This window comes from Janthinobacterium goodfellowi, from assembly GCF_051380695.1.
In the GTDB taxonomy this organism is placed as follows: Bacteria; Pseudomonadota; Gammaproteobacteria; order Burkholderiales; family Burkholderiaceae_D; genus Janthinobacterium.
On the sequence record NZ_JBNYXN010000001.1, the window covers coordinates 1,648,774 to 1,659,713 of the forward strand.

Below are 10,940 nucleotides of genomic sequence, written 5' to 3' on the forward strand. Positions count from 1 at the left end.
TTAGTGAGGAATACGTCAATGGATCACATACAATTTCCAAGCCAACAGATTGGAGAGTTTTCGATCACGGCCATCAGTGACGGATACCTTTCCGCCAGTCTCGATTTACTCTCCAATATCGATTTGTTGGATGCGTCAAAGTTGCAGCAAGACGCAGGTGTGAACGACCCCTCTTCCATTCATATCAACTGCTATTTGGTTCGCGGCCGGGGCCGTACAATTTTGATTGATGCAGGGGCAGGGGGATTCAAGCAATGGGGCGGCAAGCTGAAAGTGAATCTTGCACTTGCTGGTATACAACCCTCCGACATTGATACGATTCTTCTGACGCATGCACATCCCGATCATGTCGGGGGGCTGCTTGATTCGTCAGGAGAAGCAGCCTTTCCCGATGCGGAGTTAGTGATCCACCAGCATGAGGTTTCTTTCTGGGAAGACGATAGCAATCTCAGCCGAGCCAGTGAGCGCGCTCGCGGAAACTTTCTGTTTGTTCGGAAGGTGTTTGACCAGTATCGGGAGAAGATGCGCCTGTTTACCGATAATGAAGTTCTCCCAGGTATTAGTGCCATGCCACTACTAGGGCATACCGCAGGGCATTCTGGTTATCGCATCGAATCCGCTGATCGTAGCCTGTTGATCTGGGGGGATATTGTTCATTTCCCTCAAATCCAGATTGCGCGTCCCGACGTATCCATCGCATTCGACCAAGATCCGCTGCTTTCGGCCAAAACACGTTCAAAACTGCTGGATGTGGTCAGCTCGGACAACATCCTCATCGCCGGCATGCACCTTGGCGAACTCGGCTTCGCGCACATCCAACGCAAAGGCAATCTCTACAGGATAGTCTACGAAGCTTAGCGGCCAGTAAAGATGCCTGTGATGCGCCAACCGCAGGGAATGAGGTGAATGACACCACGACGCTTGCTACTCACGATCACCGAAATGCTAGGCAAGGTCGACGTGCGCGCTGAAGAACCGATCAACCGGCGACGCGACCGCACGTCGACCATCACCGTGCGCGGCGCCATCGCCGATGGCTTGCAGCCCCCGGACGTGTCCAGTGCTATTACAAGGCAGCTTCAGCCTATAATCGACAAGCTGCCGGCTGGCTATTCTGCCTCCAGGCATGCGGTGGAGGGGCTGTCAGAAACGCTGGATCATGAATTGCGCCAGTTTGGCGTTCGTGTCACATTGGTCGCTCCGCGGGCGCAAGCTTCGGCGGAAGATGATGCTAGATCAGCTAATGCACGTCGCTTCTCGGCCTATGCGATTAACGCTCGCATCGACGGCCCTGGTGCATAGTCCGTACCCAATCGGACGTACCTGCAACTCTCCAACACGGGATGCTCGCAAAGTAAGAGGAGGGAGGCCGTTCAGCGTTGAGTCATAAAGCGTTGCCAATTCAGAAGCCAGGATGAAATCGGGCAACAAAGAGCGGCATGTTCGCTATCATCACGGCGTCTTTGCACTTGGCGCCCGCGCTGTGCGGCCACGCATGGCCGGCCTGACTGGCACGCTTTGCCCATACTCACTCCACCAAGCCATGAGCGCTGCCATCGTCGGGCCGAGCCCACGGGCTTTTTCCGTGATTTCGTATTCGACCCGTGGCGGCACTTCCGCAAACACCGTGCGCGACACCAGACCGTCCGCCTCCAGCTCGCGCAGTTGCGCCGTCAGCATGTGCTGAGTGATGCCTGGAATGGCCTTGCGCAATTCTCCGAAGCGGTACAGGCGCTGATTGAGCAGCCACATGATTTCCAGTTTCCACTTGCCTGAAAGCAAGGAAAAGGCGCGTCGCATTTCCTCGTGCATATTCAGCTGCATCTCTCCATTAGTCTGCTTTTCCATACTAAGCCCCATTTTTTCATCCTACTTGTGGGCATTCATATTAGTCGATAGTCTGGCTGCATGTCCAACTCTTACGCTGAATAGCAAAAAAACCCATGGCTCTTACCTACACATATTGGATCAGCACTGCACTGCTGTCGCTGCTCTATTTCGCATCTGCCTTCATGTACATCGCCAAGGGCGCCTTTGTCAGGCAAGCGCAGGCGGAGTTAGGCTACGCGTCCTCGCACCTCGTACCCTTCATGATCGTAGTGAAGATACTCGGACCTGCCGCCATTCTGTGGCGCTTCAACGTCGCGCTCAGTGATCTCGCCTATGCCGGCATCTTCTATCACCTGGTCTTGTCCGGTTTGGCACATCTGGGCGTGCGCAAACCCAAAGGCGCCATTCCTGCGGCCGTTGGCCTCATCCTCCTGGCGGCGTCCTTCGCGACACAAAATGCCGCTCGTGACATTGCTTCGCCGTACGCACCAGCCGTGACGGCGATCCAAACCCCTCTCAACTAATGGAAACGACTCTAATGGAAACGAACATGTATCGACTCAATAACAAAGTAGCCATCATCTTCGGTGCCGGTCGCGGTATCGGACGTGCCACCGCCAAACTGTTCGCGGCAGAAGGCGCAAAAGTGGCGGTGCTCTCGGTGACGCAGGCGAATATTGATGCCGTCGTGGCCGACATCGAAGCGGCAGGCGGCACGGCCATCGGCGTTCGTTGCGACGTTAGCGATGGCGATCAAATCAAGGCTGCAGTGGATCAGGTGGCCGATACCTGGGGCCGTATCGACATTCTCGTCAACAATGCCTTCGATCCATCTGCGGTTTCGTCGTCGGTGCTCGCTCTCTCGATTGAGCAGCTGCAACGTAATTTTGAGATGGGGCCAATCGCTTACCTGCGGACGATGCAAGCTTGCTATCCCCATCTCAAAGCCAGCGGTGAAGGTCGCGTCATTAACCTCGCCTCGTTGGCGGGTGTCCTCGGCATGGTGGCTTATGCCCCCTATAACATGGCCAAGGAAGCCGTGCGCGCGCTGACGCGATCCGCTGCGCGCGAGTGGGGCGCCGACAAGATCACCGTGAACAACGTCTTGCCGATCGCCGACACCTGGGGCGCAGCCGATGTGCCGCCGCCTGCCAATGCACTCGCCCGCCATGGCTCGCCGCAGGAGGACGTCGCACCGGTGGTTCTGTTCCTCGCCAGCAAGGATGCTCAGTTCATCACCGGCTACAGCCTCACGCCCGATGGCGGAATGATCATTGACGCTGCGCGTTGAGTTCGGCCATATCCAGCGGCAGCGGCTCGGCAAAGGCTTGATCGGATAGGCGGCGTTCGCTCTTGCCGGCCACTGGATGCCGTGCGCCGTTACAAACCGCTGGCTTGCGCGCAGTCATTGCTTGCTCCGGTGCATGGATCAGCTTGCCCGCAGCGCTAGCGCACGCGAGGTCAGGAAGGCTGCCAGCAACAGTACGGCCGCGCTGGCGATGAACGTGCTCTGGTATCCACTCCTGTCGAACAGCAGACCGCCGATCGTGGAACCCAGGGCGATGGCGAGTTGCACGACGGCCACCATCAGCCCGCCACCCGCCTCTGCATCCCGGGGCAGCGTTATTGCCAGCCAGGACCACCAGCCTACCGGCGCGGCGGTCGCGACAATGCCCCAGATGCCCAGCAGTGCCGCCACGGCAGCGACCTTGCTGCCAAAGAGGGTAAGCGCCACCGCGATCAATGCCATCAGGATGGGAATGGTAACCAGTGTCCGGGAGAAATTCCACTTCAGGAACTTGCTGATGACGGTGGTGCCGATAAAGCCGCCAACGCCAATTGCCAGCAGAATCAGCGACAAGGTGGATATGCCTACCCGGGTCACGCTTTCAAGGAATGGCCGCAAATAGGTGAACAAGGCAAACTGACCCATGAAAAACGTGCTGACAGCGAGCATGCCCAGGGCCACCTTCGGATCCCGAAGCAGTCTGAAGGCGTTGCGGGAATCCGCCGAGGCAGTTTGGGGGGGCATGGAAGGCAGGCTGATCCACTGCCAGACAAAGGCAATCAGCGCCACTGGCACCAGGCAAAAGAAAGCGCCACGCCATCCGACGACGGAACCGAGATAACTGCCGAGGGGGGCGGCGACGACGGTCGCCAGCGCATTGCCGCCATTGAAGATGGCCAAGGCACGCGGCACCTGATGGGAGGGCACAAGGCGCATCGCGGTGGCCGCCGACAGGGACCAGAATCCGCCAACCACCACGCCGATCAGCGCACGTCCCAGCATGTACAGAAAATAGTTCGGCGCCATCGCGACAACGGCCCCTGAGGCGGCCATCAGTGCGGTCAGCCCCAGCAGGAGCATCTTGCGATTCATGCTGCCAGCCATGGCGGAAATCGACAGGCTGGTGAGCACTGCAAACGCGCCGGAAATGGCAATTCCCTGTCCCGCCATGCCTTCGCTGACCCGGAGATCCCTGGCCATGGGCGTCAACAGGCTGACGGGCATGAACTCCGAGGCGATCAGCGCGAAAACGCACAGCGTCATGGCGAAGACTCCGCCCCACATGGCCGCCTGCGTACCGGCGTCAGCGTGCCCCTGCACGCTATCCGGGATCGTGCTGCTTATTGGTGCTGTCATGGTATGGGCCTATGCCAGATTCTTGTGGAAAAATGCGTTCAACTTCTCCCAGGGGATGAGTTTCACCCGGTCATACAGATCCACGTGCCCGGCGCCTGGCACGATCACCAGTTCCTTGGGCCGGGCCGAAAGCCGGAAAGCCTCTTCGCTGAATTCCCGGGAATGCGCCTGGTCGCCCGTGATAAACAGCATGGGACGCGGCGAAATCGTCTCGATGTCGTTGAACGGGTAAAAGTTCATGAACTTGACGTTGCTGACCTGCGTCGGGTGCGTCGTCAGTTCGCGCGACGACCCTGCCGGGGTGAACTCGCCGCGCTCGGTGCGATAAAAGTCGTAGAACTCGCGCTGGATCGGATGCGTATTGCCATTGAGTTTGTGCACGGTTCCGCCGGTGTACTTGATGGCGCCACCGGTAAATTCCACGTAGCGCTGTTGCGCCGCCTCGGCAATGATCTGCTTGCGTTGCTCCAGCGTCTGCGAATGGTGCAGTGCATTGCGGTTGGCGGCGCCCATATCGTACATGCTGACAGTGGCAATGGCCTTCATGCGCGGATCGATCTTGGCGGCACTGATGACGAAACTGCCGCTGCCGCAAATGCCGAGAACGCCGATCCGTTCCCTGTCGACGAAAGGCTGGGTGCCCAGATAGTCCACCGCCGCGCTGAAGGCTTCGGCGTAGATGTCCGGCGCTACGGTATTGCGTGGCTGGCCGGCGCTTTCGCCCCAGAACGACTGATCGATGGCCAGGGTGACGAAACCCTGCTCGGCCAGTTTCTGCGCGTACAGATTCGAGCTTTGCTCCTTTACCGCGCCCATCGGGTGGCCGATGATGATCGCGGGATGCCCGGCATTGCGGTTGAGATCCTTGGGCGTGAACAGATCGCCGACGACCTGCATCTGGTACTGGTTGTTGAAACTGACCTTGCGCGCAGTGACTGTCGCGCTTCTGTAGAAGTTGTCAGCGTTGTTGGACATGTCCGGCACGGGCCTGTTATCGGCGGCGAAAACTGGACTAGCGGCAACGGAAAGGCTGCCCAGCACGGCCATGCCGGTGCCAGCAGTCTTCAGGAAATCACGGCGTGCTACATCATCTATGGTCATGTCTGCTTCTCCAGTTCGTTAGGTATGGGGCACGTTGTAGGTGTGGACGTGCATCGTACGTCGCGCTTAACGCACCTGCGCACCGAAATCTCGAACAGGTATATGGGTAGCAGCCATGAATGTTCTGTATATTTATATTAAAAATCACACATTCCACTTGGTATCATCCCTTGCCAAGCCCCACGACGGGATACCCTTAACAGCCGGTTTCAGGAATTATTCAAATGGCCAGAGATAATATTATTGATATTCTTATATTTTTCGAGGTCGCCCGCCAACGCAGTTTCACTCGTGCGGCCATCAAGCTGGGCATGTCCCAGTCCACACTCAGTCACATCATTCGGGATCTGGAAGCCCGGCTGGGTGTGCGGCTGCTCAATCGTACGACCAGGAGTGTTTCGCCGACCGAAGCAGGCGAGCGCCTGCTGGCCAATGTCGCGCCGCGGCTGGATGAGGTCCATGCCGAAATCGCCGCTGTCAGCGATTTGAATGGCAAGCCGGCGGGAACAGTGCGCATCACCGCCATCGACCATGTGATTGATACCCTGCTGTGGCCAAGGCTGGCACCAGTGCTGCCTCATTATCCTGACCTGAATATCGAGATTCAGTCAGATTACAAGCTGATCGATATTGCGGCGGACCGTTATGACATCGGAGTGCGCTATGGAGATCAAGTGTCGGAGGACATGATTGCCGTGCGGCTCACGCCCGACATTCCTACCATGATCGTTGGCTCGCCTGCCTACTTCTCCTGGCATGCGCAACCCGCCAATTTGCAAGACCTGATGAAGCACAACTGCATCACGCTGCGGCTCGCAGGCAGTGGCGGCATCTACGCGTGGGAGCTGCAACATGATGGACGCAACGTGGAAGCGCGGGTGAGCGGGCAGGCCGTGTTTACCAGCGCCGTGCCGATGGTGCAAGCGGCCTTGAGCGGCAATGGCCTGGCGTTCGTCACGGAAGACCTGGTGGCGAGACATATACGGGAAGGCCGATTAATCAGCGTCATGAGCGACTGGTGTGGAAGGTTTCCTGGCCTCCATGCGTACTATCCCAGCCGCCGCCACGAATCGAGGGCACTTCGGATTGTTATCGATGCTATTCGTCACAAGGAGTAAGCCAGGGAGCTGATCGTCAGATCAGGCTGCGTCTGAACGGGTGTGTCCGAGGCGCTGCACATACAGATCATTTCTTTGACCGTCTGCCACTGGCCGCTTACCGTCTTCGGCAGCTTACCTATGATACGCCCAGCTGCCGTATCAGACTTTGTTGGCCAGTACGTAATCGACAAAAGCGCGCAGTTTTGGAAGAGCTTGGCTTCGGCTGGGATAGTAAAGCGTCAATCCGGAAAACGTCGTCGAAAAGCTGCTGAGAACAACTTCCAGTGTCCCAGCATAAATGTTGCGGGCCACCATGGAGCGGGGAAGCCTGAAGAGGCCCACGCCTTGCTCCGCAGCGTGAATACAGGCAGGGACTTCGTCGAGGATCAGGGGGCCGCGCACATGCACGCTAACTGCCGCTCCATCGATACTGAATGCCCAGTCGTCCAGCACGATGTCTGCCTGTTTGAAGATGATACAGGGAATGTTTCGGAGATCGTCCGGTGTTGCTGGACGCCCGTAACGTGCCAGCAATCCAGGTGAACCCACCACCACTTGCGGTTCGCCAGGCGTCAGAGGCACCGCCACCATGTCCCCATGAATGATCGAACGAGGACGCACACCAGCGTCACATCCCTCGGTGACGATGTCTACCATCCGATCGTCGCCGACGAGCTCCAGTTGCAGCTGTGGATGTGCGGCAAGGAATCCCGCAACAAATCGCTCAGTCAAAACCTGGATACTTGCCCTTGGAGCACTGATGCGCAACAAGCCTGTCACCGAATGGCCGAGACTGCGCGCCGATTCAATTCCATGTAGCAACTGCTGCGCTGCGGGGCGAACTTGCAGCAACAGCCGTTCTCCCGCCTCGGTCAAGCCGACGCTGCGCGTCGTTCGGGCCAAGAGCGTCACGCCAACGCGGGCTTCAAAAGCGCGGATCGCTTGACTGACGGCAGACGGAGTAATGCCCAGACGCCTGGCAGCTGCGCGGAAACCGCGCTCCTCGGCCACTGCCAGGAACACGACCACGCCGTCCAGGTCGCCTCGACCAATTGTGTAGTTCATCTACACAGTATAAGCAGTGGAGAGCGGATTCTCAAGAGCGTTCACCTGGCGCAAGATAAAGACTTCAACATCAAGGAGTTTTTATGAATACGAAATCCAAACAATCCCGCGCCTTCGGCATAGACAACGCAATCGGCGTTGCAGGTCTTTCCGTTCGGTCGCTGCCCATTCCCACGCCAGCACCAGGTGAGGTTCTTGTGCATGTGCGCGCTTCGTCAGTGAACTATCGGGACGTGATCATCCTGGAAGGAAATTACCCCGTTCCCAATACGGCAGGCCGTATCCCGCTCTCGGACGGCGCTGGAGAAGTTGTCGCGGTAGGAGAGGGTGTCACCCGCTTCAAAGCAGGCGACCGGGTGACCAACGCATTCTTCCCGGAATGGATCGACGGCCCTTTCACCGGGAAGTACTCGCAGTACGCAGGCAATGTTGACGGTTGGCTGGCCGACTATCGCGCGGTGGCCGCAGACGGGTTGATCTTGATTCCAGACAGCCTCGATTTCGAAGCAGCTGCTACGTTGCCCTGCGCCGGCCTTACCGCATGGTCTGCCCTCAAAGGCTTGAAGGCAAGCGAAACCGTCGTCACCCTGGGAACCGGCGGCGTGTCGCTGTTTGCCGTCCAACTGGCAAAAGCGATGGGGGCCAGGGTGATTGCCACGACGTCCAGCGACGCAAAGGCCGAGCAACTCAAAGCGCTGGGCGCGGATGCAACAATCAACTACAAGGAACAGCCCGCGTGGTCTGAACTGATACGCAAGCTGACAGATGGAAGCGGTGCGAACCGCATCGTGGAAGTCGGTGGCGCAGGAACATTTGAGCAATCGATCAAGGCCATCGCCCTGGGCGGGCAAGTATCGATGGTCGGTGCAGTGGCAGGCTTTCAAGGAACAGTTGAAGTCCTCCCCATGTTCATGAGCCAGGCGCGCTACCAGAGCATTGCGGTGGGCAGCCGCCAAGACCTTGAAGATTTGGTGCGATTTATTTCAGAGCACAGCATCCGTCCGGTCATCGACAGCAGTTTCGCATTCGACGATGCGAAGCTCGCCTTCGAACGACTGATGGCACGCGACGTATTCGGCAAGGTGGTGATCATGCACTGACCATCAACTGCACCGCAACGCAACCTCATTGATCAAGGATCCACCATGACTGCCTACGTTATTTTTATTCGGGAAAAGACGCTGGATCAACGCGAAATGGACATATATGCCGAAAAGGTCCCCGCCACGTTGACCAGTATACCCATCGAGATGCTCGCCGCTTACGGTCGTTTGGAAGTGTTCGAAGGGGAAACGCCGGAAGGCGTTGTCTTGTTCTCTTTCCCGACCGTTGAAGACGCTAAGACTTGGTACTACAGCGAAGCTTATCAGTCGGCTGCCGCGCACAGACATGCAGGTTGTAGTGGTTTAATGTACCCGGACACGGCGGCGAACGCGGCGATGTCGTCACGGCCTAGGGTGCGGCTCTGTTCGGCCGTCTGGCCCACCCGCAGCGCGTCGTACGGAACGTTGACGAGGAGGTCCGGCAAGGCGGATGGCGGCGCATCGCTCATGCCCGGTCCGCCACGGCATGGTAGCCGCCATCGACATAGATGGTCTGGCCGCTCATGCCCGATGCGGCGTTGCTGGCCAGGAAGGCGGCCAGCTGGCCGATCTCGGCCAGCGTGACGAGCCGCCGCAGCGGGGCATCGCGGCGGGTGCGCTCCAGCAGTGCATCAAAATCCTTGAGGCCGGATGCGGCGCGGGTCGGCACGGGGCCGGGCGAGAGCGCGTGCACGCGGATGTTGCGCGGCCCCAGTTCGCATGCCAGGTAGCGCACCAGCGATTCAAGTGCCGCCTTCACGGGACCCATGAGGCCGTATTGCGGCATGGCTACTTCCGCGCCCAGGTAGCTCATGGTCAGCAGGCTGCCGCCAGCGGGCATGTGCGCCTCGCATAGCCGGGCCAGCCGCGCGAACGAATGGCAGGAGATGTCCATGGCGCGCAGGAAGCCGTCCACGCTGCTGTCCGTGACACGCCCGTGCAGGTCGGCCAGTGGGGCCCAGGCGATGGAATGGATGACGAAATCGAGGCCGCCCAGGCGTGCCGCCGCGGCGTGCACTAGTTGCGCCAGCGCACCGTCCTGCTGCACGTCGCAGGTCAGCAGGGGGATGTTCAGGCTGTGGGCAGGCGGGCGGGCGTAGGGCAGGGCGCGTTCGTCCGCGCACGATAGCACCAGGCTGGCGCCCAGCGCCTGAGTACTGCAGGCGCAGCCATAAGCGATGCTGTGCGCATTGGCCAGGCCGAGGATCAGGCCACGCTTGCCCTGCAGGGAAAATGGCGTGCCGGACATGGCAGTAGTGTCCAGCATATTTTCCGCCTAGTGTGACATCAGTACGGGCAAGGTCATGGAACCCAGCAGGGTGCGCGTGACGCCGCCCAGCAGGATTTCGTTCCAGCGCGCATGGCCATACGCTCCCATGACGAACAGGTCGGCCTGCAGATTTGCCGCCAGGGACAGCAATGCCTCGCCCACCGGCTGCTCGGGCGAGGTGGTTTGCCGCTGCACTGCCACTTGGATGCCGTGGCGCGCCAGGTACAGCGCGATGTCGGCGCCGGGCTGGGCACCGTGCACGCCATGTTCGCGCTCCGGATTGAAGACGGCGACGGTGACGAGCTTGCTGGCGCGCAGCAGCGGCAGCGCATCGCCGATGGCGCGCGTGGCGGCGCGGCTGCCATCCCAGGCCACCAGCGCATGCCGGTCCAGGTGGGCAAAAGTGCCGATGTGCGGCAGGATCAGCACGGGCCGGCCCGCCTGCAGCGCCACTTGTTCCGGCAGCGGCGCCGGCTGCTGCGCCATGCCGCTGTCCGGCCTGCTCTGGCTGAGCACGACCAGGTCGGCATAGCGCGCCTGCAGTGCCAGGTTCGCCGCAGCCTCCTGCTCGCCCAGACGGGTTTCATACGAGACGTCGAAGCCGCGCGCCTGCGTCTCGAAGCGTTTCAGCGCTTCCTGCGCGGGGCGCCTGGCCTCGGGCTGACCCGGCGGCGCGGTCGCGGCGCCGACCAGATGGGCCTGTTGGCCCTGGGCGACCAGCCCTGCCAGCGCGATGCGCTCGCGCGCCTGCGGCGCGCCGTCCACGTGTACCACGATCGTCTTGTACATGGCCGCTCCCTTCCGAGGAATGACTGCCAGCGTAGCAAGGCGCCCGCGCCCCGCATCTG

The 10,940-nt window shown here is 59.8% G+C and carries 13 protein-coding genes and 2 pseudogenes; 7 read left to right on the forward strand and 8 right to left on the reverse strand.

What is annotated here, in order from left to right; translation table 11 throughout:
* Nucleotides 1-18 precede the first annotated feature (18 nt).
* Both ACQ4WQ_RS07420 and ACQ4WQ_RS07425 read left to right on the forward strand, forming a co-directional pair.
* Nucleotides 19-858, forward strand: a complete 840-nt coding sequence (locus tag ACQ4WQ_RS07420; protein ID WP_436495775.1) for an MBL fold metallo-hydrolase — start codon at nucleotides 19-21, stop codon at nucleotides 856-858.
* Between the two features lie 252 nt (nucleotides 859-1,110).
* Nucleotides 1,111-1,203, forward strand: a pseudogene (locus tag ACQ4WQ_RS07425) (SDR family NAD(P)-dependent oxidoreductase); the annotation flags it as partial.
* A gap of 249 nt (nucleotides 1,204-1,452) precedes the next feature.
* Here ACQ4WQ_RS07425 and ACQ4WQ_RS07430 read toward each other — a convergent pair.
* Complete coding sequence (locus ACQ4WQ_RS07430) at nucleotides 1,453-1,848, reverse strand: winged helix-turn-helix transcriptional regulator (RefSeq protein ID WP_436495777.1); 396 nt, start codon at nucleotides 1,846-1,848, stop codon at nucleotides 1,453-1,455.
* 95 nt (nucleotides 1,849-1,943) lie between these two features.
* On the opposite strand from ACQ4WQ_RS07430, the gene ACQ4WQ_RS07435 reads away from it, so the two are divergent.
* Together ACQ4WQ_RS07435 and ACQ4WQ_RS07440 are read left to right on the forward strand one after the other, a co-directional pair.
* The gene (locus tag ACQ4WQ_RS07435; RefSeq protein WP_436495779.1) at nucleotides 1,944-2,354 is read left to right on the forward strand and encodes a DoxX family protein; all 411 of its coding nucleotides are present in this window, start codon (nucleotides 1,944-1,946) and stop codon (nucleotides 2,352-2,354) included.
* Nucleotides 2,355-2,368: 14 nt separating this feature from the next.
* Nucleotides 2,369-3,121, forward strand: a complete 753-nt coding sequence (locus tag ACQ4WQ_RS07440) for an SDR family NAD(P)-dependent oxidoreductase (RefSeq protein WP_436495781.1) — start codon at nucleotides 2,369-2,371, stop codon at nucleotides 3,119-3,121.
* Here ACQ4WQ_RS07440 and ACQ4WQ_RS07445 read toward each other — a convergent pair.
* The 3 genes from ACQ4WQ_RS07445 to ACQ4WQ_RS07455 are packed head-to-tail and all read right to left on the reverse strand — an operon-like array spanning nucleotide 3,102 to nucleotide 5,575.
* Nucleotides 3,102-3,239 carry a hypothetical protein gene (locus tag ACQ4WQ_RS07445; RefSeq protein ID WP_436495783.1) on the reverse strand — a complete coding sequence of 46 codons (138 nt, stop codon included), beginning with the start codon at nucleotides 3,237-3,239 and terminating at the stop codon, nucleotides 3,102-3,104. The two genes, ACQ4WQ_RS07440 and ACQ4WQ_RS07445, sit on opposite strands and share 20 nt — an antisense overlap.
* A gap of 20 nt (nucleotides 3,240-3,259) precedes the next feature.
* Nucleotides 3,260-4,474: an MFS transporter gene (locus ACQ4WQ_RS07450; RefSeq protein ID WP_436495785.1), complete on the reverse strand. Its 1,215-nt coding sequence runs from the start codon at nucleotides 4,472-4,474 to the stop codon at nucleotides 3,260-3,262.
* A gap of 9 nt (nucleotides 4,475-4,483) precedes the next feature.
* The gene (locus ACQ4WQ_RS07455) at nucleotides 4,484-5,575 is read right to left on the reverse strand and encodes an alpha/beta hydrolase (RefSeq protein WP_436495787.1); all 1,092 of its coding nucleotides are present in this window, start codon (nucleotides 5,573-5,575) and stop codon (nucleotides 4,484-4,486) included.
* A gap of 224 nt (nucleotides 5,576-5,799) precedes the next feature.
* Between ACQ4WQ_RS07455 and ACQ4WQ_RS07460 the strand changes: the two genes are divergently transcribed.
* Nucleotides 5,800-6,693, forward strand: coding sequence for a LysR family transcriptional regulator (locus tag ACQ4WQ_RS07460; protein ID WP_436495789.1), 894 nt, complete (start codon nucleotides 5,800-5,802; stop codon nucleotides 6,691-6,693).
* A gap of 141 nt (nucleotides 6,694-6,834) precedes the next feature.
* On the opposite strand, the gene ACQ4WQ_RS07465 is transcribed toward ACQ4WQ_RS07460, so the two are convergent.
* The gene (locus tag ACQ4WQ_RS07465) at nucleotides 6,835-7,740 is read right to left on the reverse strand and encodes a LysR family transcriptional regulator (protein ID WP_436495791.1); all 906 of its coding nucleotides are present in this window, start codon (nucleotides 7,738-7,740) and stop codon (nucleotides 6,835-6,837) included.
* An 83-nt stretch (nucleotides 7,741-7,823) separates the two neighbouring features.
* Between ACQ4WQ_RS07465 and ACQ4WQ_RS07470 the strand changes: the two genes are divergently transcribed.
* Nucleotides 7,824-8,840: a zinc-dependent alcohol dehydrogenase family protein gene (locus ACQ4WQ_RS07470; RefSeq protein ID WP_436495793.1), complete on the forward strand. Its 1,017-nt coding sequence runs from the start codon at nucleotides 7,824-7,826 to the stop codon at nucleotides 8,838-8,840.
* Nucleotides 8,841-8,936: 96 nt separating this feature from the next.
* Nucleotides 8,937-9,077, forward strand: a pseudogene (locus ACQ4WQ_RS07475) (DUF1330 domain-containing protein); the annotation flags it as partial.
* A 29-nt stretch (nucleotides 9,078-9,106) separates the two neighbouring features.
* Here the strand turns inward: ACQ4WQ_RS07475 and ACQ4WQ_RS07480 are convergent.
* From ACQ4WQ_RS07480 to ACQ4WQ_RS07490, 3 genes are read right to left on the reverse strand one after another with little or no spacing between them, the layout of a single operon-like run.
* On the reverse strand, nucleotides 9,107-9,292 hold the full coding sequence (locus ACQ4WQ_RS07480) for a hypothetical protein (protein ID WP_436495990.1): 186 nt from the start codon (nucleotides 9,290-9,292) through the stop codon (nucleotides 9,107-9,109).
* Nucleotides 9,289-10,089 carry an enoyl-ACP reductase FabI gene (gene fabI, locus ACQ4WQ_RS07485; protein ID WP_436495795.1) on the reverse strand — a complete coding sequence of 267 codons (801 nt, stop codon included), beginning with the start codon at nucleotides 10,087-10,089 and terminating at the stop codon, nucleotides 9,289-9,291. The genes ACQ4WQ_RS07480 and fabI overlap by 4 nt, the downstream gene beginning before the upstream one ends.
* Nucleotides 10,090-10,098: 9 nt before the next feature.
* Nucleotides 10,099-10,881, reverse strand: coding sequence for a universal stress protein (locus tag ACQ4WQ_RS07490; RefSeq protein WP_436495797.1), 783 nt, complete (start codon nucleotides 10,879-10,881; stop codon nucleotides 10,099-10,101).
* Nucleotides 10,882-10,940 lie beyond the last annotated feature (59 nt).

What these genes read in the sequence shown, in the direction of transcription:
- ACQ4WQ_RS07450 (WP_436495785.1), bottom strand. Translation starts at nt 4,474, where the DNA reads ATGACAGCACCAATAAGCAGCACGATCCCGGATAGCGTGCAGGGGCAC.
- ACQ4WQ_RS07460 (WP_436495789.1), top strand. Translation starts at nt 5,800, where the DNA reads ATGGCCAGAGATAATATTATTGATATTCTTATATTTTTCGAGGTCGCC.
- ACQ4WQ_RS07490 (WP_436495797.1), bottom strand. Translation starts at nt 10,881, where the DNA reads ATGTACAAGACGATCGTGGTACACGTGGACGGCGCGCCGCAGGCGCGC.
- ACQ4WQ_RS07440 (WP_436495781.1), top strand. Translation starts at nt 2,369, where the DNA reads ATGGAAACGAACATGTATCGACTCAATAACAAAGTAGCCATCATCTTC.
- ACQ4WQ_RS07435 (WP_436495779.1), top strand. Translation starts at nt 1,944, where the DNA reads ATGGCTCTTACCTACACATATTGGATCAGCACTGCACTGCTGTCGCTG.
- ACQ4WQ_RS07445 (WP_436495783.1), bottom strand. Translation starts at nt 3,239, where the DNA reads ATGACTGCGCGCAAGCCAGCGGTTTGTAACGGCGCACGGCATCCAGTG.
- ACQ4WQ_RS07480 (WP_436495990.1), bottom strand. Translation starts at nt 9,292, where the DNA reads ATGAGCGATGCGCCGCCATCCGCCTTGCCGGACCTCCTCGTCAACGTT.
- ACQ4WQ_RS07470 (WP_436495793.1), top strand. Translation starts at nt 7,824, where the DNA reads ATGAATACGAAATCCAAACAATCCCGCGCCTTCGGCATAGACAACGCA.
- ACQ4WQ_RS07455 (WP_436495787.1), bottom strand. Translation starts at nt 5,575, where the DNA reads ATGACCATAGATGATGTAGCACGCCGTGATTTCCTGAAGACTGCTGGC.
- ACQ4WQ_RS07420 (WP_436495775.1), top strand. Translation starts at nt 19, where the DNA reads ATGGATCACATACAATTTCCAAGCCAACAGATTGGAGAGTTTTCGATC.
- ACQ4WQ_RS07430 (WP_436495777.1), bottom strand. Translation starts at nt 1,848, where the DNA reads ATGGAAAAGCAGACTAATGGAGAGATGCAGCTGAATATGCACGAGGAA.
- fabI (WP_436495795.1), bottom strand. Translation starts at nt 10,089, where the DNA reads ATGCTGGACACTACTGCCATGTCCGGCACGCCATTTTCCCTGCAGGGC.
- ACQ4WQ_RS07465 (WP_436495791.1), bottom strand. Translation starts at nt 7,740, where the DNA reads ATGAACTACACAATTGGTCGAGGCGACCTGGACGGCGTGGTCGTGTTC.